Consider the following 19,522-nt stretch of genomic DNA (forward strand, 5'->3'; position numbering starts at 1 on the left):
GCCATGCAATCGTCGTCGGAGCCACTGACGGTCCTGATTGCCGAAGACAGTGCCGCTGATCGACTGCTGTTGTCGACCATTGTCCGCCGCCAGGGTCACCATGTGCTCACGGCGGCTGATGGCGCAGAAGCGGTCGAGGCCTATCTGGAACAGCGTCCGCATCTGGTGCTGATGGACGCGATGATGCCGGTGATGGACGGCTTCGAAGCCGCGCAGCGAATCAAGCAGCTGGCTGGGGATCAATTGGTCCCGATCATTTTCCTCACCTCGCTGACTGAGAGCGAAGCCCTGGCGCGTTGCCTGGAAGCGGGCGGCGACGACTTTCTGGCCAAGCCCTATAACCAGGTAATCCTGGCAGCCAAGATCAAGGCCATGGACCGCTTGCGCCGGTTGCAGGCCACGGTGGTGGAGCAGCGTGATCAGATCGCCCGGCACCATGACTATCTACTCAACGAACAACGGGTCGCCAAGGCCGTGTTCGACAAGATCGCCCACTCCGGCTGCCTGAGTGCGCCAAACATCCGCTACCTGCAATCGCCCTATGCCTTGTTCAACGGCGACTTGCTGCTGGCCGCGTTCAACCCGGCCGGCGACATGCACGTCCTGCTGGGGGACTTCACCGGGCACGGTTTGCCGGCGGCGGTCGGCGCGATGCCGCTGGCGGAGGTGTTTTATGTCATGACGGCCAAAGGCTACGGCCTGGCGCAGATCCTTCGGGAGATGAACGCCAAGCTCAAGCGCATCCTGCCGGTGGATATGTTTTGTTGTGCGACGCTGTTGTGCCTCAGTTTCCAGCGTTGCACGGTGGAGATCTGGAATGGCGGCATGCCCGATGGTTACCTGCATGACAGCCTCAGCGGCGAACGTACGCCATTACCGGCGCGGCACCTGCCGTTGGGCGTGCTCACGCCGCACTTGTTCGATGACCGTACCGAAGTGCATCCGATGTCCCTGGGGGACCGGGTGTTTCTGTTGTCCGATGGCGTAATAGAAACCAGTGATCGCGATGATCAACCGTTTGGCGTGGAGCGGTTGCAACAGGTATTTTCGGCCAACCGTGAACCTGACTGTCTTTTTGAGGACATCCAGCAGGCCCTGCGAGACTTTGGCGGTGAGTCGCGGGATGACTTCAGCATGGTTGAGTTGCGACTGGTCGCACCGACGCAACTCAATCCGCCTCCACCGGTCTATTCCGATAGCGGGCAGTCCAGTCCGCTGGACTGGTCGGTGAGCTTCGAGTTCCGGGCGCAGACGCTCAAGCGCTTCAACCCGATGCCCTATCTGTTGCAGTTGCTGCTTGAGGTGCATGGGCTCAGGGCGCAGAGTGGCGCCCTTTATAGTGTCATGTCGGAGCTCTATTCCAATGCCCTGGATCACGGGGGTGCTCGGGCTCGACTCGAGCCTCAAGCGTGATGCGACGGGTTTTGCCCGCTACTATAGGGAGCGCAATACGCGCCTGGATGAACTGAGCGACGGTTACGTGCGGGTGCACTTGCACGTTACGCCAAACGGCGAGGGCGGTCGCCTGGCCATCGAGGTCGAAGACAGTGGCGAGGGGTTCGATGTCGCCCGGGTGCTGGCGCGACCGGTGGACAGTGATCGGTTGTCGGGGCGCGGCGTGAGCCTGGTACGCCAGTTGAGTCACCAGGCCAGTTGGTCAGACGATGGTCGTAGTGCGCGCGTGGAGTTTTTCTGGGAGGCTCTGGCATAATTGGGGCCATTCTTGATCAGGGAGCGAACAAGTGAACGAGATTCATCTGGACCGCGACGTGCTCAGCACGTTGAAGGAAGTCATGGAGGAGGGGTATCTGGAGTTGCTGGATACGTTTCTCAACGACTCCGAGGCTCGCCTGCGCGTGCTGCATGAGGCACGGGACGCTGAAAAATTGAGCGCCACCGCCCACAGCTTCAAGGGCAGCAGCAGCAACATGGGCGCCATCCGCCTGGCCGAGTTGTGCGGCGAACTGGAACAACGTGCCAAGCAGCCGTCATTGGGTGGTATCGAGAAGCTGGTCAACGAAATCGACAGTGAATTCGCCCATGTCCGCAAGCTTTGCCGGGAAGAGCGTGAAGGTTTCCACTGCTGAAATTTGACGGCCGGACAACGTTGGCCCGTGCCTTGCATTGCCTAGTCTCGACTGTACCTATGATTTCAGTGCAGCGGAGACCTTTTTATGCCCGTTACCCCTAATTCACTGCTGCAGGCCTCTGTCCAGGCCAAGCCCCAGGCCGCCGTCAATTCACCGGCAGCGGCCCCGGACCTCGGGGGTAGAGCCTCCAGCTTCGCTCAAGTCTTCGCCAAGCAGGCGCCTGCCCAAGCGGCGGCCCCGGAGCCTACGGTTAAATCGGCACGCGACAAAGCCGCCGATAATACCGTCAAAAAAGACACCGGCAACGAAACTCCTGCCGCCCCGGAGCCGACGGTTGCCGATAGCGGCAAACCCTTGCCCGCGAACAAACCGGCCAGCAGCGACGACAAGGCCGCCAGCGATGCCAGCGCCGACTCGGCTGAAACACCGGTGGCGGATGCCGTTCCGGTCGATCCGAGCCTGGACCCAGGCTTGCTGCCGGAGATGACGGTGCCCGTCGCGACAGCCCCGGCGGAGCCTGCTCCCTTGGTGGTCACGACAGAGGCCCAGGTCGCTACGGCAGTCGCGGCGCCGGCTGTCCCATTGGCCGCGCCGGCCCAGCCAGCGGTCCCGGTAATCGATCCAGCCTTCGACCCACAAGCCGACCCACTCGACGCGTTGCCCGCCTTGCGCTTGGCGATGGAGCAGGGCGGCCATGTTTCCGCGACCAGCCAGGCGCAACCCAAGAGCGCTGCCCCAGCGTCCCTCGACGGTGAGCCGACGTCGGCGCAGACCTTTGCCGCCGGCATGGCGAGCATGCTCAGCGTGCAAGCCGATCAGAACAGTACCGAGTCCGGCAGCCAGGGCGGCGACAAGGCCTTCGGCGGCTTGATCAGCGAGGGCCTCAAGGACCTGGGCGCCGCGTCCAGCGACACCCGCGTGGATGATTTCGCCAACCGCCTGGCCGCGCTGACTCAGGCCGCTACACCTAAAACCGCCAACGCGGTGCCGGTCAACCAACCTATCGCGATGAATCAGAGCGGTTGGACCGAAGAGGTGGTCAACCGGGTGATGTACCTGTCCAGCGTCAATCTCAAGGCGGCTGACATTCAGTTGCAACCCGCCGAACTCGGGCGCCTGGATATCCGGGTGAACATGGTTCCGGACCAGCAGACCCAGGTCACGTTCATGAGCGCCCACTCCGGCGTTCGCGAAGCCCTCGAAGGCCAATTGCATCGCTTGCGGGAGAGTTTTACCCAGCAGGGCATGGGCCAGGTCGACGTCAGCGTGTCGGATCAATCCCGGGGTTCGCAGAACCAGGAGCAGCAAGCCCAGCAACAGGCCCGGGCCGGGCGTACCACGGCATCTGGCGGACGAGCGGATGCAGCGGATGACGCTGGCCCGGCCAGCATCGCTGACGTGGCCGCCACCACGACCAGCGTCATTGGCACCAGCGCGGTCGACTACTACGCCTGATCCAGCGACGTTCTCCCCTGTGGGAGCGAGCTTGCTCGCGATAGCGGACTATCAGTCACCCTCGCAGGGACTGAGCCACCGCTATCGCGAGCAAGCTCGCTCCCATATTGGTTTTATGGGAACTGAAGATCGCATGTGCCCGCCATCCTCAGTACCGACACTTCTGGCATAACACTTGCTCCAGCCTTGCCGTGCAACAGTGAAAACCCCGATTAGTGACGGATTATTGGCATGGCGAAGAGCGAAGCAGCAGCTGTAAAAGACCCTGCAACCAAAGGCAAACTCAAGCTGATCATCATGATCGTTGTGGGTCTGCTCCTGGCGATCGGTGTGTCCGTGGGGGCGACCTGGTATTTCATGCACAGCGCTCAGAGCAAGCCGGCAGTGGCGGTCGAGGCTGCGCCGGTGGGCAAGCAACCGGCGATTTTCGAACCGATGGCCCCGGCCTTCGTGGCCAACTACACCGTGAACGGTCGTCAACGCTACATGCAGGTCAGCATTACGTTGCAAGGGCGTAACCAGGCTGACCTGGAAGCGCTGCGGGTGCACATGCCGCTGATCCGCAATAACCTGGTGATGCTGTTTTCCGGACAGAGTTTCGACACCCTGGCCACGCCCGTCGGCCAGGAAATGCTGCGCCAGAAAGCCACGGCCAGCGTGCAGGAAGTGGCTCAGAAAGAGCTCGGCAAAGTGGTGATCGAACAGTTGCTCTTCACTAACTTCGTATTGCAGTAGGAACACGACATGGCCGTGCAGGACCTGCTGTCCCAGGATGAAATCGACGCGCTGTTGCATGGTGTCGACGACGGTCTGGTACAGACCGAAAACGTTGCTGAACCGGGCAGCGTCAAAAGCTACGACCTGACCAGCCAGGATCGCATCGTTCGCGGACGCATGCCGACCCTGGAAATGATCAACGAGCGTTTCGCCCGGTACACCCGCATCAGCATGTTCAACATGCTGCGCCGCTCGGCCGACGTGGCCGTCGGTGGTGTGCAGGTGATGAAGTTCGGCGAGTACGTGCATTCGTTGTACGTGCCCACCAGCCTCAACCTGGTGAAGATCAAGCCGTTGCGCGGCACCGCGTTGTTCATCCTCGACGCCAAGCTGGTGTTCAAGCTGGTGGACAACTTTTTCGGTGGCGACGGTCGTCACGCCAAGATCGAGGGTCGTGAATTCACCCCGACCGAGCTGCGAGTGGTGCGCATGGTGCTGGAACAGGCCTTCATCGATTTGAAGGAAGCCTGGCAGGCGATCATGGAAGTGAACTTCGAGTACATCAACTCGGAAGTGAACCCGGCCATGGCCAACATCGTCGGGCCGAGCGAAGCCATCGTGGTCTCGACCTTCCACATCGAACTCGATGGTGGTGGCGGCGACCTGCACGTGACCATGCCGTATTCGATGATCGAGCCGGTGCGCGAAATGCTCGACGCCGGTTTCCAGTCGGACCTCGACGACCAGGACGAGCGCTGGATCAACGCGTTGCGCCAGGACGTGCTCGACGTCGACGTGCCGATCGGCGCGACGGTCGCCCGGCGTCAACTGCGTCTGCGGGACATCCTGCACATGCAGCCGGGAGACATCATTCCGGTGGAGATGCCCGACGACATGATCATGCGCGCCAATGGCGTGCCGGCCTTCAAGGTCAAGATGGGCTCTCACAAAGGCAACCTGGCGTTGCAGGTGATCGAGCCGATCGAACGCCGCTGAGCGGTGTCAACTTCTTAAGTTTGTAACGGATTTAGGTTTTTTACTGATTTTTGCCCGCCGAGGACAAATGATGGCTAACGATATGAACACCCAGGATGACCAGGCGCTGGCCGACGAATGGGCTGCGGCCCTGGAAGAAACCGGCGACGCCGGGCAGGCTGACATCGATGCCTTGCTGGCCGCCGATAGCGGTAATCACGGCTCCAACCGCCTGCCGATGGAAGAATTCGGCAGCGTGCCCAAGAGCAATGAACAGGTCACACTGGATGGGCCGAACCTGGATGTGATCCTCGATATCCCGGTATCGATCTCCATGGAAGTGGGCAGCACCGATATCAACATCCGCAACCTGCTGCAGCTCAACCAGGGCTCGGTGATCGAGTTGGACCGCCTGGCCGGCGAACCGCTCGACGTGCTGGTCAACGGCACCTTGATCGCCCATGGCGAAGTGGTGGTGGTCAACGAGAAGTTCGGCATTCGCCTGACGGACGTGATCAGTCCGAGCGAACGCATCAAGAAGCTGCGCTGAGTGAAAGGTTTCTTCGCCGCAGCGTTGATGCTGCCATTGAGCGTGCTGGCGGCCGAACCGGTTGCCACGGCGGCCGTTGCGCCGGCGGCAGGCAGTGGGATCGCCGGGCAACTGGCGCAACTGGTGCTCGGCTTGCTGCTGGTGCTGGGCTTGATCTTCTTTCTCGCCTGGTTGTTGCGCCGTGTGCAACAGGCGGGGCCGAGCGGCAAGGGCCAGGTCATCGACATCGTCGGCTCCCGCGCGCTCGGGCCGCGTGACCGGCTGGTGCTGGTGCAGGTCGGCAACGAGCAGATCCTGCTGGGCCTGAGCCCGGGCACCATCACCGCCTTGCACGTCCTCAAGGAGCCGGTGCAGGTACCCTCCACCGAGCCGGCCAGCCCCGAATTTGCCCAGCGCCTCATGGAGCTGCTGGGGAAAGAGACCAGAAGGATAAAAAGTAATGCCGTTGCGCATTCTGTTGGCATTGGCCCTGATGCTGGCCGCACCGTTGGCGTTCGCCGCCGACCCGCTGTCGATTCCGGCGATCACCCTGGGGACCAATGCCGAAGGGGCCCAGGAATACTCGGTCAGCCTGCAGATCCTGCTGATCATGACCGCGCTGAGTTTCATCCCGGCGTTCGTCATGTTGATGACCAGTTTCACCCGGATCATCATTGTCTTTTCGATTCTGCGCCAGGCCCTGGGCCTGCAACAGACCCCCTCGAACCAGAGATCCTCACCGGCATGGCGCTGTTCTTGACCATGTTCATCATGGCGCCGGTGTTTGACCGGGTGAACCAGGATGCGCTGCAACCCTACCTGGCAGAAAAAATTACTGCGCAGGATGCTGTGGCCAAGGCTGAGGTGCCGATCAAGGATTTCATGCTGGCCCAGACCCGCAGCAGTGACCTGGAGCTGTTCATGCGCCTGTCCAAGCGCACCGACATCCCCAGCGCCGACCAGGCGCCGCTGACCATCCTGGTGCCGGCGTTCGTGACGTCCGAGCTGAAAACCGCGTTCCAGATCGGTTTCATGATTTTCATCCCGTTCCTGATCATTGACCTGGTGGTCGCCAGCGTGCTGATGGCCATGGGTATGATGATGCTCTCGCCGCTGATCATTTCCCTGCCGTTCAAGATCATGCTGTTTGTGCTGGTGGATGGCTGGGCGCTGATCATTGGTACCCTGGCGGGCAGTTTCGGCGGTGTTTAGGCCTTTTGTGCGGAGAGGGCGATATGACGCCTGAAGTAGCGGTAGACCTGTTCCGTGAAGCGCTCTGGCTGACGACCATGATGGTTGCCATCCTGGTGATCCCCAGTCTGTTGGTGGGGTTGCTGGTGGCGATGTTCCAGGCCGCGACCCAGATCAACGAACAGACCTTGAGCTTCCTGCCGCGCCTGCTGGTGATGCTGGTGACGCTGATCGTCGCCGGCCCCTGGATGGTACAAACCTTCATGGAATACATCCTGCAGCTGTACGGCAGTATTCCGCAGTTGATCGGCTGACCTGATGTCGATGCTCGCGCTGACGGACACCCAGATCAGTTCCTGGGTGGCATCGTTCGTCCTGCCACTGTTTCGCGTCACCGCGGTGCTGATGAGCATGCCGATCTTCGGCACGACCCTGGTGCCGCGGCGTGTTCGCTTGTATTTCGCCCTGGCGATCACGGTGGTTATCGCGCCCGGACTTCCACCGATGCCGCCGGTCAATGCCCTGGACCTCAGCGCACTGATGTTGGTGGCCGAGCAAATTCTCATCGGTGTCTTGATGGGGTTCTCGCTGCAGTTGTTCTTCCAGGCATTCGTGGTGGCCGGGCAAATCATTTCGATCCAGATGGGCATGGCCTTCGCGTCCATGGTCGACCCCACCAACGGCGTGACGACGGCGGTGATCGGTCAGTTCCTGACGATGCTGGTGACCCTGTTGTTCCTCGCAATGAATGGGCATCTGGTGGTGTTCGAGGTCTTGACCGAGAGCTTTACCACCATGCCGGTGGGCAGTGCGTTCCTGATCAATCATTTCTGGGAAATCGCCGGCAAGCTCGGTTGGGTCCTGGGTGCGGCGATGGTGCTGGTATTGCCGGCGATCACCGCGTTACTGGTGGTCAACATCGCGTTTGGCGTGATGACCCGTGCGGCGCCGCAATTGAATATTTTCTCCATTGGCTTCCCGCTGACCCTCGTGCTGGGCATGGTGATTTTCTGGGTCAGCCTGGGGGATATCCTCAATCAATATCAGCCGCTGGCCACCCAGGCCTTGCAGCTTTTACGCGACATGGCACAGGCGCGCTGAACCATGGCCGAGAGCGAGAGTGGTCAGGACAAGACAGAAGACCCCACGGAAAAGCGCCTGCGCGAATCCCGGGAAAAGGGCGAGATCGCCCGCTCCAAGGAGCTCAACACGCTGGCGGTGATGCTGGCCGGGGCGGGCGGGTTGCTGATTTATGGCGGCGGCTTGGCCCTGGACCTGCTGGAGATCATGCGCCTGAATTTCTCCCTGCCCCGTGAGGTGCTGCTCTCTCCGGGATCCATGTCCCAGCATTTGCTGCACTCGGGCAAGATTGCGATCCTGGCGGTGCAGCCTGTTCTGATCTGCTTGCTGTTGGCCGCCGTGATCGGGCCGATTTCCCTGGGTGGCTGGTTGTTCGCCGCCGGTAGCCTGGCCCCCAAATTCAGCCGGATGAACCCGGCCGCCGGGATCAAGCGCATGTTTTCCACCACGGCGCTGATGGAGTTGCTCAAGGCGTTTGGGAAATTCCTGCTGGTTTTGTTCGTCGCGCTGACGGTGCTGCAGGCCGATATCGACGATTTGCTGCGCATTGCTCACGAACCGCTGGAGCAGGCGATTATCCACAGCGTGCAGTTGGTGGGCTGGAGTACGTTGTGGATGGCTTGCGGCCTGATCCTGATTGCCGCCATCGACGTGCCGATCCAGCTGTATCAAAGCAAGCAGAAACTGCTGATGACCAAGCAGGAAGTGCGCGACGAGCACAAGGACGCGGAGGGTAAGCCGGAGGTCAAGCAGCGCATTCGTCAATTGCAGCGCGAGGTCTCCCAGCGGCGGATGATGGCGGCGATCCCCGACGCCGATGTGGTCATCACCAACCCGACCCACTACGCCGTCGCCCTCAAGTACGACCCCGAAAAAGGCAACGCGCCGGTGTTGCTGGCCAAGGGCAGTGACTTCCTGGCACTGAAGATCCGTGAAATCGCCGTGGCCAACGAGGTGATGCTGCTCGAGTCCCCGGCACTGGCGCGATCGATTTACTACTCCACCGAACTCGACCAGGAAATCCCTGGCGGCCTGTACCTGGCCGTGGCCCAGGTATTGGCCTACGTCTACCAGATCCGCCAGCACCGCGCCGGCAAGGGCAAACGCCCCGAACCGCTCAAGGATCTGCCGATTCCGCCGGATTTGCGGCGTGATTCCTGAGTCAGTCTGGCGTAGAGAGCACTGGCGTTGATGTCGCTGGTGGGGCGGGCCGAAGGCTGCATCCCGGCTTGTAACGAGCGCCTAGTAGCCCCTGTACCTGTCAGACCTGACAGTAGACAGCCGTTTCCCCTATCAATGTAATGCTCCTGGAGGCTCACTCAACCCAGGGGCATGACATGACAATTCGCGAATACAAAAAGCTTGGAGGCATGGAACTGAACTTTGTGTCGGGAGCGGTCGAGGCCAATGTCGGCGAACGGGCCATCGCTTGTGCGTTCACGTTTGATCTGATGCTTGAGTTTGCGCGCTTCAAAGACGCGGCGAACAAGTACGTGCCGAATTACCTGGAGGTTGCGACCAATGCCATTCGGCCTGAGTTGGACGGCCTGGCCTATCACACTTCCTTCGATTACTTCGCTGGCCAGGCTGGCAGGATCGATAGCAACGAGGCGCTGTTCCGTATCTTCACCCGGTCTGACAGTTATTTCGATGGGTGGTCGAGTGGGGGCCTGGAGCGGCGTTATCACAAGCCGATTTTCCAGCCCCTTGACGGGAAATTGAGACTTGAGGCGCGCAGCTATTTTCGCTGGGAAGATCCCAAGCGGCTCATCACGATTGCGGATCTTCCGCTCATCCGGTTTCAATGGGCACTCACTGTGATGGAGAGCCACGAGGTCAGCCTCTCCGAAGCCTCGTTGCCCGACATCAAGGCGCCGGATTCGAAGGTGGCGTTCATGTACGCCAGCCAGGAACAGCTTGAAGTGGAGGGTGTGCAAATGTACAGGGGGACGCGTTACGTCAAGGGCTGGAAATTGGCTTTCGGCCCGATCACATCGGAGCAGATACTGACAGCGGAGTGAGTCACCGGGTGCGTCGAGCCGAATGAATGCTAATGAGGTGGCGCTGCTCGAATCCGCGGCGCAGACGCGATCGGTTTACTACTCGACCAGAAAATCCCCGAAGGTCTGTACCTGGCCGTGGCCCAGGTATTGGCCTCGTTCGGGTGAGGTTCCGTGGGATTATCGAAGTTCGGATGCAGGGGGAAACTAGCAGAACTGTTAGGTTTACCTGGAAAGCGACAGGCCCCGTGGCGAGGGAGCTTGCTCCCGCTCGGTTGCGCAGCGACCGCCATAACACAGGGGCTGCGGTGTGTCTGATGCTGCGCATTTGGCTGGTTTCGGGGCCGCTACGGGGCCCAGCGGGGGCAAGCTCCCTCGCCACAGGTTCGTCGTTTGTCTTAAGTGAGCAGCATTATCTGTGGGAGCGAGCGTGCTCGCGATTGCGATTATCCAGTCGATACAGATGTTGACTGACAAATCGCTATCGCGAGCAAGCTCGCTCCCACAGGGTTAAATTCGCTTCAGCCCCTCTATTTCAGCCGTCGACAAAAGTTGGAAGGCTTCTTGCAATACCCCGCCTGCGCCCCCTCCGGGCGTCAAAAGTTTGCTTCACAGGCACGGGGATTATTGGTGGATCGTTCTCAGTTACTCAGCACCGCGCGCAGCAATGTAGCCGACCTCAGCCGGGGCAATCTGGGCGTGCCGATCTTGCTGCTGGTCATGCTCGCCATGATGATGTTGCCGGTGCCGCCGTTTCTGCTGGACGTGTTCTTCACGTTCAACATCGCCCTGTCGATCGTGGTGCTGCTGGTGTGCGTATACGCCCTACGGCCGCTGGATTTTGCGGTGTTCCCGACCATTCTGCTGGTGGCGACGCTGATGCGCCTGGCGCTGAACGTGGCGTCGACCCGGGTGGTGATGCTCCATGGCCAGGAAGGTCACGCCGCCGCTGGTAAGGTGATCCAGGCCTTCGGTGAGGTGGTGATTGGCGGTAACTACGTGGTCGGTATCGTGGTCTTCGCCATTTTGATGATCATCAACTTCGTCGTGGTGACCAAGGGCGCCGGGCGGATTTCCGAGGTGAGCGCGCGTTTCACCCTCGATGCGATGCCCGGCAAGCAGATGGCGATCGACGCCGACCTCAACGCCGGCCTCATCGATCAGAGCCAGGCCAAGCTGCGTCGCCTGGAAGTGGCCCAGGAAGCCGAGTTCTACGGTTCCATGGACGGTGCCAGCAAATTCGTACGCGGTGACGCCATCGCCGGCCTGTTGATTCTGTTCATCAACCTGATCGGCGGCATGGCCGTCGGTATTTTCCAACATGGCATGACCTTCGGCGATGCCGGCAAGGTCTACGCCTTGTTGACCATTGGTGACGGTTTGGTGGCGCAATTGCCATCACTGTTGTTATCCACAGCCGCCGCGATCATGGTGACCCGTGCTTCGGGCTCCGAAGACATGGGCAAGCAGATTGGCCGGCAGATGTTTGCCTCGCCCAAGGCCCTGGCCGTTGCCGCCGGCCTGATGGCGGTGATGGGGCTGGTGCCGGGGATGCCGCACTTTTCCTTCCTGAGCATGGCGGCCATGGCAGCCGGTGGTGCCTACTGGTTCTGGAAGAAGCAGAACGTGCAGAAGGTCCAGGCCCTGCAAGAGGTCAAGCGCCAGCAGGAACTGCTGCCGTCGCCGGCCCGCGCCATGGAAACCAAGGAACTGGGCTGGGACGACGTGACCCCGATCGACATGATCGGCCTGGAAGTCGGCTATCGCCTGATTCCCTTGGTCGACCGCAATCAGGGTGGGCAGTTGCTGGCGCGGATCAAGGGGGTGCGCAAGAAGCTCTCCCAAGACCTGGGCTTCCTGATGCCTACCGTGCATATCCGCGACAACCTTGACCTAGCGCCGAGCGCCTATCGCCTGACCTTGATGGGGGTGATTCTGGCCGAAGCCGAGATCTATCCCGACCGCGAATTGGCGATCAACCCCGGCCAGGTCTACGGCAGCCTCAGCGGCATCACCGCCAAGGATCCGGCTTTCGGCCTGGAAGCGGTGTGGATCGAAATCAGCCAGCGGGCCCAGGCCCAGTCCCTCGGTTATACCGTGGTGGACGCCAGTACCGTGGTGGCGACCCACTTGAACCAGATCCTGTACAAGCACTCCAGTGAGCTGATTGGCCACGAAGAAGTCCAGCAACTCCTGCAAGTACTGGCCAAAGGCTCGCCGAAGCTGGCCGAAGAGCTGGTGCCAGGCGTGGTTTCCTTGTCGCAGTTGCTCAAGGTGCTGCAGGCGCTGCTGGCCGAACAAGTGCCCGTGCGCGACATACGCAGTATCGCCGAGGCCATCGCCAACAACGCCGCCAAGAGTCAAGATACCGCCGCCTTGGTGGCTGCGGTTCGGGTCGGCGTGTCCCGCGCAATCGTCCAAAGCATTGTAGGCACTGAGTCTGAGCTGCCTGTGATCACCTTGGAGCCAAGGTTGGAACAGATATTGCTCAATAGTCTGCAGAAGGCAGGACAAGGCTCGGAAGAGGGTGTCCTGCTGGAGCCAAGCATGGCCGAGAAGCTGCAGCGTTCGCTGATCGAAGCAGCCCAGCGGCAAGAGATGCAAGGCCAACCGGTGATCCTGCTGGTGGCCGGTCCGATTCGCGCGATGCTCTCGCGATTCGGGCGCCTCGCGGTCCCGGGGCTGCATGTGCTGGCGTACCAGGAAATACCGGACAACAAGCAAGTGACCATCGTTGCGACAGTAGGGCCCAACGGCTGAGGTAGTGGTTTATGCAAGTGAAGCGTTTTTTCGCCGCCGACATGCGTCAGGCCATGAAACTGGTTCGTGACGAGCTGGGCGCTGAAGCAGCCATCATTGGCAACCGTCGTATCGCCGGCGGTGTCGAGCTGACGGCGGCCCTGGATTACAAACTGTCTGCGCTGGCCCCGCGGGTTCCGAACATGGAGCTCGAAGATGAGCTGCGCAAGACCCAATCGCGCATCGCCAGCGCCCAGGCCGAACTGAGCCTGCGCAGCAGCGAAGGCGAGGGTGCCGCGGGCACCAATCGTCAATTGTTCGCCGGTCAGCCGCTGACCGCCGGCCTGCCCTTGACCGCCGCCGAACCGCTAATGGAGCAGGCCCAGGCCGAACCGCGTCGTCCGGAACCGGCTCCCGCCGCGCCTGCCCGCGGGGTCGATCCGCGCGCCCTGGACTCGATGCGCTTTGAACTCAACAGCCTGCGCGAGCTGATGGAAGTCCAGCTCGGCTCCCTGGCCTGGAACCAGCTGCAAGGCAGCCGTCCGGCCCAGGCCAACCTGTGGCGTCGCCTGCAACGCATCGGCCTGTCCGGCCCGTTGTCCCGGGACCTGCTGGCGCTGATCAATGGTATCGAAGAACCGCGCCAGGCTTGGCGCATGTTGCTGGCGCACCTGGCGCGGATGATCTCCACGCCGGAAGTCGAGCCACTGGAAGAGGGCGGAGTGATTGCCATGGTCGGTCCTGCCGGCATGGGCAAGACCACCACCCTGGCCAAGCTCGCCGCCCGTTATGTACTCAAGTACGGCGCCCAGAGCATCGCCCTGGTGAGCATGGACAGTTTCCGCATCGGTGCCCAGGAACAACTCAAGACCCTGGGCCGGATCCTCAATGTGTCGGTGACCCATGTGGATCCGGGCCAATCCCTGGCCCAGGCGCTGGAGCCGTTGCTGCGCAAACGCGTTGTGCTGATCGATACCGCGGGCCTGCAAGCCAGCGATCCAGCCCTGCGCATGCAGCTCGAAAGCCTGGCCGGACGCGGTATCAAGTCAAAAAATTATCTCGTGTTGGCAACCACCAGCCAGAAACAGGTTCTAACCGCCGCATACCACAGCTACAAACGCTGCGGACTGGCCGGCTGCATCCTGACTAAGCTGGACGAAACGGCAAGCCTGGGCGAGGTGTTGAGCCTGGCGATCGGTCATGAACTGCCGGTGGCCTACCTGACCGATGGGCCGCGGATCCCGGATGATTTGCATCTGCCGCGCCGTCATCAACTGGTCAGTCGTGCCGTGAGTGTGCAAATGCAGGAAGAACCCAGCGAAGAAGCCATGGCTGACATGTTCGCTGACATCTACCACAGCCCGAGCAAGCAGGTCGGCTGAGGTAATCATGAATATTTTTTGTACCTACATCGATGGTCTGCCATGCATTGTTCCTTATGCGAACGCGCAGCCAGTAATGTGGCCTCCGTCTAAGAAGACAAGGTAAAGAACGAACATGGGCAGCATGCATCCCGTACAGGTGATCGCGGTGACCGGCGGCAAAGGTGGCGTCGGGAAGACTAACGTGTCAGTGAACTTGTCCCTGGCTCTGGCAGAGCTTGGCCGACGGGTCATGCTGCTGGACGCCGACCTGGGCCTGGCGAACGTCGACGTGCTGCTGGGGCTTACCCCCAAACGCACCCTGGCGGACGTGATCGAAGGCCGCTGCGAACTGCGCGACGTGCTGTTGCAGGGGCCAGGCGGGATTCGTATCGTGCCGGCTGCCTCCGGCACCCAGAGCATGGTTCACCTGACCCCAGCCCAACACGCGGGCCTGATCCAGGCTTTCAGCGACATCGGCGACAACCTCGATGTGCTGGTGATCGATACCGCGGCCGGCATTGGCGACTCGGTCGTCAGTTTCGTGCGCGCCGCCCAGGAAGTGCTGCTGGTGGTCTGCGACGAACCGACGTCCATCACCGACGCCTACGCCCTGATCAAACTGCTGAACCGCGACTATGGCATGAACCGCTTCCGCGTCCTGGCCAACATGGCCCAGAGCCCGCAGGAAGGACGCAACCTGTTCGCCAAGTTGACCAAGGTCACCGATCGCTTCCTGGACGTCGCCCTGCAATACGTCGGCGCGGTGCCTTACGACGAAAGCGTGCGCAAGGCCGTCCAGAAGCAACGTGCCGTCTATGAAGCCTTTCCACGTTCCAAATGCGCGCTGGCGTTCAAGGCGATCGCCCAGAAGGTCGATACCTGGCCATTGCCGGCCAATCCTCGCGGGCATCTGGAGTTTTTCGTCGAACGTCTTGTGCAACAAACAGCAGGGCCCGTGCTATGACAGCCAGCGGTTACAACCATCTCTACAAAAAATCGGCACGGGACGCCCAATACGAATTGATCGAGCGTTATGCGCCACTGGTCAAGCGTATCGCCTACCACTTGCTGGCGCGGTTGCCGGCCAGTGTCCAGGTCGAGGACTTGATCCAGGCCGGCATGATCGGCCTGCTTGAAGTGTCGAACAAATACGACGCCAGCAAAGGCGCCAGTTTCGAGACCTATGCCGGTATTCGCATTCGCGGGGCGATGCTCGATGAAGTCCGCAAGGGCGATTGGGCGCCGCGTTCGGTGCACCGCAATACCCGCATGGTCAGTGACGCGATTCGGGCAATTGAAGCGAAAACCGGGCGTGACGCTAAAGATCACGAAGTTGCTGCCGAACTCCAGTTAAGTCTCGATGATTATTACGGGATTTTGAACGATACCTTGGGCAGCCGCCTGTTCAGTTTCGACGACCTGCTGCAGGACGGCGAACACGAAGGGCTGCACGAGGATGGCGCGAGTGCTCACATGGAGCCATCGCGTGACCTGGAAGATGAACGTTTCCAGAGCGCGCTGGCGGATGCGATTGCCAATTTGCCGGAGCGTGAGCGACTGGTCTTGGCGCTGTACTACGACGAAGAGCTGAACCTCAAGGAAATCGGTGAGGTCCTGGGGGTCAGCGAATCGCGGGTCAGCCAGTTACACAGCCAGTGCGCGGCCCGTTTGCGGGGGCGTTTGGGGGAGTGGCGAGCGCGTTGACAGGCAGTGTGGGGACACTGCGACGAGGCTGGCCTGGCAGGTACTGCGCCAGTCTCCATCCGTTGTGCTCCGGACCGTTGTCGAGTGTTGTGCCGGATTGATTGAAATGGCGCGTCCAGGTGCTGGGCGCGTTTAAGACTGCTTGGAGGTCGAATTGGACAAGAACATGAAAATCCTCATCGTTGATGACTTCTCAACGATGCGGCGGATCATAAAAAACCTGTTGCGTGACCTTGGGTTCACCAACACGGTCGAGGCGGATGATGGCGTCACAGCCATTCCGGTCCTCAACAGCGGGAGCATCGACTTTCTGGTGACTGACTGGAACATGCCCGGCATGACCGGTATCGACTTGTTGCGCCATGTGCGCGCCGACGAAAAGCTCAAGCATCTTCCGGTGCTGATGGTCACTGCCGAAGCCAAGCGCGAGCAGATCATCGAAGCGGCCCAGGCCGGTGTAAACGGCTATGTGGTCAAACCCTTCACGGCCCAGGCGTTGAAAGAGAAGATCGAAAAAATCTTCGAACGCATCGGTTAACTGCGCCACGGGGGAGCTATGGACAACGAATCTTCAATGGGCGATTTCGAATCGACCCTGAAAAAACATGCCCGCGAACTGGTCGACAGCCTTGAAAAAGGTCGCTTTGGCGATGCGGTTCAAATGATCCATGAGCTCAACCAGACCCGTGACCGCGGTCTGTATCAGGAAGTGGGCAAGCTCACGCGTGAACTGCACAGCGCGATTGTCAATTTCCAGATCGACCCGCACATGCCGCAGGCCGAGGAAGTCTCGCAGATCACCGACGCCACCGAGCGCCTGGGGTATGTGGTCAAGCTGACCGAGGCCGCGGCGAACCGCACCATGGACCTGGTGGAAAGTGCAACGCCGCTGGTCAACGGCCTGAGTGAAGAAGCCCAGGCCTTGAGCACCGACTGGGGCCGGTTCATGCGTCGCGAAGTCGGTGCTGAAGAGTTTCGGGAGCTGGCCCGTCGGGTCGACGGTTTCCTGGCGCGCAGCAGCACCGAGAACCGCGCCGTGGCAAGCAACCTCAACGACATTCTGCTGGCCCAGGACTATCAAGACCTGACCGGCCAGGTGATCAAGCGTGTGACCCAATTGGTCACCGAAGTGGAAAGCAACCTGCTCAAACTGGTGTTGATGGCCAGCCAGGTCGACCGCTTTGCAGGCATCGAACACGACCGTGAAGCGATGCTTGCTGAAAAAGATCCACAAAAACATCTCTCTCAGGGTGAAGGTCCGCAAATTCATGCCGATAAAAGAGAAGACGTTATGTCCGGTCAGGACGATGTGGACGATTTGCTGTCCAGCCTTGGATTCTGAGTTTTAGCCCTGTTTTAGGAGCAGCCATTAATGAGCTTCGGCGCCGATGAAGAGATCCTTCAGGATTTCCTGGTTGAGGCCGGCGAGATTCTAGAGCAACTGTCCGAACAGCTGGTCGAGCTGGAAAGCCGACCTGATGATGCGGATCTGCTCAATGCAATTTTTCGCGGTTTCCACACTGTAAAAGGAGGCGCCGGCTTCCTCCAGCTCAACGAGCTGGTGGAGTGCTGCCACATTGCCGAAAACGTGTTCGATATCCTGCGCAAGGGTGAGCGCCGCGTGGATTCGGAACTGATGGACGTGGTGCTCGAAGCGCTGGATGCGGTCAACAGCATGTTCAGTGAAGTGCGTGAGCGCTCGCCGATCACGGCTGCCACCCCCGAGCTGCTTGCCGCGCTATCGCGCCTGGCCGAGCCGCAATCGGCTGACGAAGCGGCGCCGATTGTCGAGGCGGTGGTTGAAGAGCCGGTCGCCGAAGAATCGGGCGACATCACCGATAACGAATTCGAACAGCTGCTGGACTCCCTGAATACCGTCAAGGCCCAGGCCGAGGCACCAGCCGCTCCGGCTGCACCTGCTGCGCAAGCCGCCGGTGGGGCGGCCAGCGATGAAATCACCGATGCCGAGTTCGAGTCGCTGCTCGACCAGCTTCACGGCAAGGGTCAGTTCGCGCCGGATGCGGTCGTTCCGCCGACGGCCCCGGCCGCCCCGAAAGCGGCGGGCGACAGCTCGGACATCACCGATGATGAATTCGAAGCCTTGCTCGACCAGTTGCATGGCAAGGGCACCTTTGCCGTTGACGCGCTGGATTCGGCCATCGCTTCGGCACCGACGCCGGCCAAGCCCGCCGCCGCTGCCGCGGGTAGCGACCTGATCAGCGACCAGGAATTCGAATCGCTGCTCGATGAGCTGCATGGCAAGGGTAAGTTCAGCGAAGTCGGTACGGCTGCCGCTGCGCCTGCTGCCGCTACCGTTGCGCCAGCGGCCAAGGCTGCGCCCAAACCCGCTGCCAAGGCACCGGAGCCCAAGGCCGAGCCCGCCAAGCCTGCCGCTGCCGCTGCTGCCCCGGCACCCGCCCGTGCTCCGGCGGCGGCGCCAGCGGAAAAACCAGCCAGCGAAGCCGAGACCACCGTTCGAGTCGACACCGCACGCCTGGACGAGATCATGAACATGGTCGGCGAATTGGTGCTGGTGCGTAACCGACTGGTGCGCCTGGGCCTCAACAGCCAGGACGAAGCCATGTCCAAAGCCGTGTCGAACCTCGACGTGGTCACGGCAGACCTGCAGACCGCGGTCATGAAGACCCGCATGCAGCCGATCAAGAAAGTCTTCGGGCGCTTCCCGCGCCTGGTTCGCGATCTGGCTCGCCAGCTCAAGAAAGAAATCAACCTGGAACTGGTGGGTGAAGAGACCGACCTCGACAAGAACCTTGTCGAAGCCCTGGCCGACCCGCTGGTCCACTTGGTGCGCAACGCGGTCGACCACGGCATCGAGTCGCCGGAAGAGCGCGAAGCCTCGGGCAAGGTCCGCAGCGGCAAGGTGATCCTGGCCGCCGAGCAGGAGGGCGACCACATCCTGCTGTCGATCTCCGACGACGGCAAAGGCATGGACCCGAATGTACTGCGTGCCATCGCGGTGAAACGCGGTGTGATGGACAAGGATGCGGCTGACCGTCTGAGCGAATCCGAGTGCTACAACCTGATCTTCGCCCCGGGGTTCTCGACCAAAACCGAGATTTCCGACGTGTCGGGCCGTGGTGTGGGCATGGATGTGGTGAAAACCAAGATTTCCCAGCTCAACGGCTCGATCAATATCTACTCGACCAAGGGCCTGGGCTCGAAGATCGTCATCAAGGTTCCGTTGACCCTGGCGATCATGCCGACCCTGATGGTGATGCTGGGCAACCAGGCCTTCGCCTTCCCGCTGGTCAACGTCAACGAGATCTTCCACCTCGACCTGTCGCGCACCAACGTGGTGGACGGCCAGGAAGTGGTGATCGTACGGGACAAGGCATTGCCGCTGTTCTACCTCAAGCGCTGGCTGGTCAGCTCCGCGGCTCATGTGGAGCAGGGCGAAGGCCATGTGGTGATCCTTTCGGTGGGCACCCAGCGGATCGGCTTCGTCGTCGACCAGTTGGTGGGCCAGGAAGAAGTGGTCATCAAGCCGTTGGGCAAGATGCTCCAGGGCACACCGGGCATGTCCGGCGCCACCATCACCGGCGACGGCCGCATCGCGTTGATTCTCGATGTGCCAAGCATGCTCAAGCGTTACGCCGCCCGGCGTATTTGATTCTGGAGGGGCGTGGCCCAGGGCCGCGCCTCGTCTAACGGAGTGTT

General features: G+C 61.0%; 16 protein-coding genes and 3 pseudogenes. All 19 read left to right on the plus strand.

Annotated elements, in window-relative coordinates; all coding sequences use genetic code 11:
* The first annotated feature begins 3 nt into the window (after positions 1-3).
* Positions 4-1,711 (plus strand): annotated as a pseudogene (locus PSH84_RS12525) (ATP-binding SpoIIE family protein phosphatase).
* A 31-nt stretch (positions 1,712-1,742) separates the two neighbouring features.
* Positions 1,743-2,087, plus strand: a complete 345-nt coding sequence (locus PSH84_RS12530; protein ID WP_003199096.1) for an Hpt domain-containing protein — start codon at positions 1,743-1,745, stop codon at positions 2,085-2,087.
* An 87-nt stretch (positions 2,088-2,174) separates the two neighbouring features.
* Positions 2,175-3,545 carry a flagellar hook-length control protein FliK gene (locus tag PSH84_RS12535; protein WP_305470247.1) on the plus strand — a complete coding sequence of 457 codons (1,371 nt, stop codon included), beginning with the start codon at positions 2,175-2,177 and terminating at the stop codon, positions 3,543-3,545.
* A gap of 231 nt (positions 3,546-3,776) precedes the next feature.
* On the plus strand, positions 3,777-4,280 hold the full coding sequence (gene fliL, locus PSH84_RS12540) for a flagellar basal body-associated protein FliL (RefSeq protein ID WP_060738644.1): 504 nt from the start codon (positions 3,777-3,779) through the stop codon (positions 4,278-4,280).
* A 9-nt stretch (positions 4,281-4,289) separates the two neighbouring features.
* On the plus strand, positions 4,290-5,258 hold the full coding sequence (gene fliM / locus PSH84_RS12545) for a flagellar motor switch protein FliM (protein ID WP_122569006.1): 969 nt from the start codon (positions 4,290-4,292) through the stop codon (positions 5,256-5,258).
* 70 nt (positions 5,259-5,328) lie between these two features.
* Positions 5,329-5,787 (plus strand): flagellar motor switch protein FliN, encoded by a 459-nt coding sequence (gene fliN, locus PSH84_RS12550; RefSeq protein ID WP_053120289.1) that lies wholly within the window; start codon positions 5,329-5,331, stop codon positions 5,785-5,787.
* A pseudogene (gene fliO / locus PSH84_RS12555) lies at positions 5,788-6,227 on the plus strand (flagellar biosynthetic protein FliO).
* A pseudogene (gene fliP, locus PSH84_RS12560) lies at positions 6,227-6,978 on the plus strand (flagellar type III secretion system pore protein FliP). Before fliO ends, fliP begins: the two co-directional pseudogenes overlap by 1 nt.
* Before the next feature lie 23 nt (positions 6,979-7,001).
* Complete coding sequence (gene fliQ, locus PSH84_RS12565) at positions 7,002-7,271, plus strand: flagellar biosynthesis protein FliQ (protein ID WP_038858957.1); 270 nt, start codon at positions 7,002-7,004, stop codon at positions 7,269-7,271.
* A gap of 4 nt (positions 7,272-7,275) precedes the next feature.
* On the plus strand, positions 7,276-8,058 hold the full coding sequence (gene fliR, locus PSH84_RS12570; protein WP_122569004.1) for a flagellar biosynthetic protein FliR: 783 nt from the start codon (positions 7,276-7,278) through the stop codon (positions 8,056-8,058).
* A gap of 3 nt (positions 8,059-8,061) precedes the next feature.
* Positions 8,062-9,198 carry a flagellar biosynthesis protein FlhB gene (gene flhB, locus PSH84_RS12575; RefSeq protein WP_122569003.1) on the plus strand — a complete coding sequence of 379 codons (1,137 nt, stop codon included), beginning with the start codon at positions 8,062-8,064 and terminating at the stop codon, positions 9,196-9,198.
* A 176-nt stretch (positions 9,199-9,374) separates the two neighbouring features.
* A complete protein-coding gene (locus tag PSH84_RS12580) occupies positions 9,375-10,058 on the plus strand; it encodes a hypothetical protein (RefSeq protein WP_305470250.1) in 684 nt (227 codons plus the stop codon).
* A gap of 609 nt (positions 10,059-10,667) precedes the next feature.
* Positions 10,668-12,797 carry a flagellar biosynthesis protein FlhA gene (gene flhA, locus PSH84_RS12585; protein WP_305470252.1) on the plus strand — a complete coding sequence of 710 codons (2,130 nt, stop codon included), beginning with the start codon at positions 10,668-10,670 and terminating at the stop codon, positions 12,795-12,797.
* Between the two features lie 11 nt (positions 12,798-12,808).
* On the plus strand, positions 12,809-14,158 hold the full coding sequence (gene flhF / locus PSH84_RS12590; protein ID WP_305470253.1) for a flagellar biosynthesis GTPase FlhF: 1,350 nt from the start codon (positions 12,809-12,811) through the stop codon (positions 14,156-14,158).
* Between the two features lie 115 nt (positions 14,159-14,273).
* Positions 14,274-15,104 carry a flagellar synthesis regulator FleN gene (fleN, locus tag PSH84_RS12595; RefSeq protein WP_003184001.1) on the plus strand — a complete coding sequence of 277 codons (831 nt, stop codon included), beginning with the start codon at positions 14,274-14,276 and terminating at the stop codon, positions 15,102-15,104.
* The gene (gene fliA / locus PSH84_RS12600; RefSeq protein ID WP_003184000.1) at positions 15,101-15,844 is read left to right on the plus strand and encodes an RNA polymerase sigma factor FliA; all 744 of its coding nucleotides are present in this window, start codon (positions 15,101-15,103) and stop codon (positions 15,842-15,844) included. The genes fleN and fliA overlap by 4 nt, the downstream gene beginning before the upstream one ends.
* A gap of 166 nt (positions 15,845-16,010) precedes the next feature.
* Positions 16,011-16,382, plus strand: coding sequence for a chemotaxis response regulator CheY (locus PSH84_RS12605; RefSeq protein WP_064378627.1), 372 nt, complete (start codon positions 16,011-16,013; stop codon positions 16,380-16,382).
* Positions 16,383-16,400: 18 nt separating this feature from the next.
* Positions 16,401-17,186, plus strand: coding sequence for a protein phosphatase CheZ (locus PSH84_RS12610; RefSeq protein WP_305470256.1), 786 nt, complete (start codon positions 16,401-16,403; stop codon positions 17,184-17,186).
* Between the two features lie 30 nt (positions 17,187-17,216).
* Positions 17,217-19,475 (plus strand): chemotaxis protein CheA, encoded by a 2,259-nt coding sequence (locus PSH84_RS12615; protein WP_305470258.1) that lies wholly within the window; start codon positions 17,217-17,219, stop codon positions 19,473-19,475.
* Positions 19,476-19,522: the final 47 nt, after the last annotated feature.

Source organism: Pseudomonas beijingensis, from assembly GCF_030687295.1.
GTDB lineage: Bacteria > Pseudomonadota > Gammaproteobacteria > Pseudomonadales > Pseudomonadaceae > Aquipseudomonas > Aquipseudomonas beijingensis.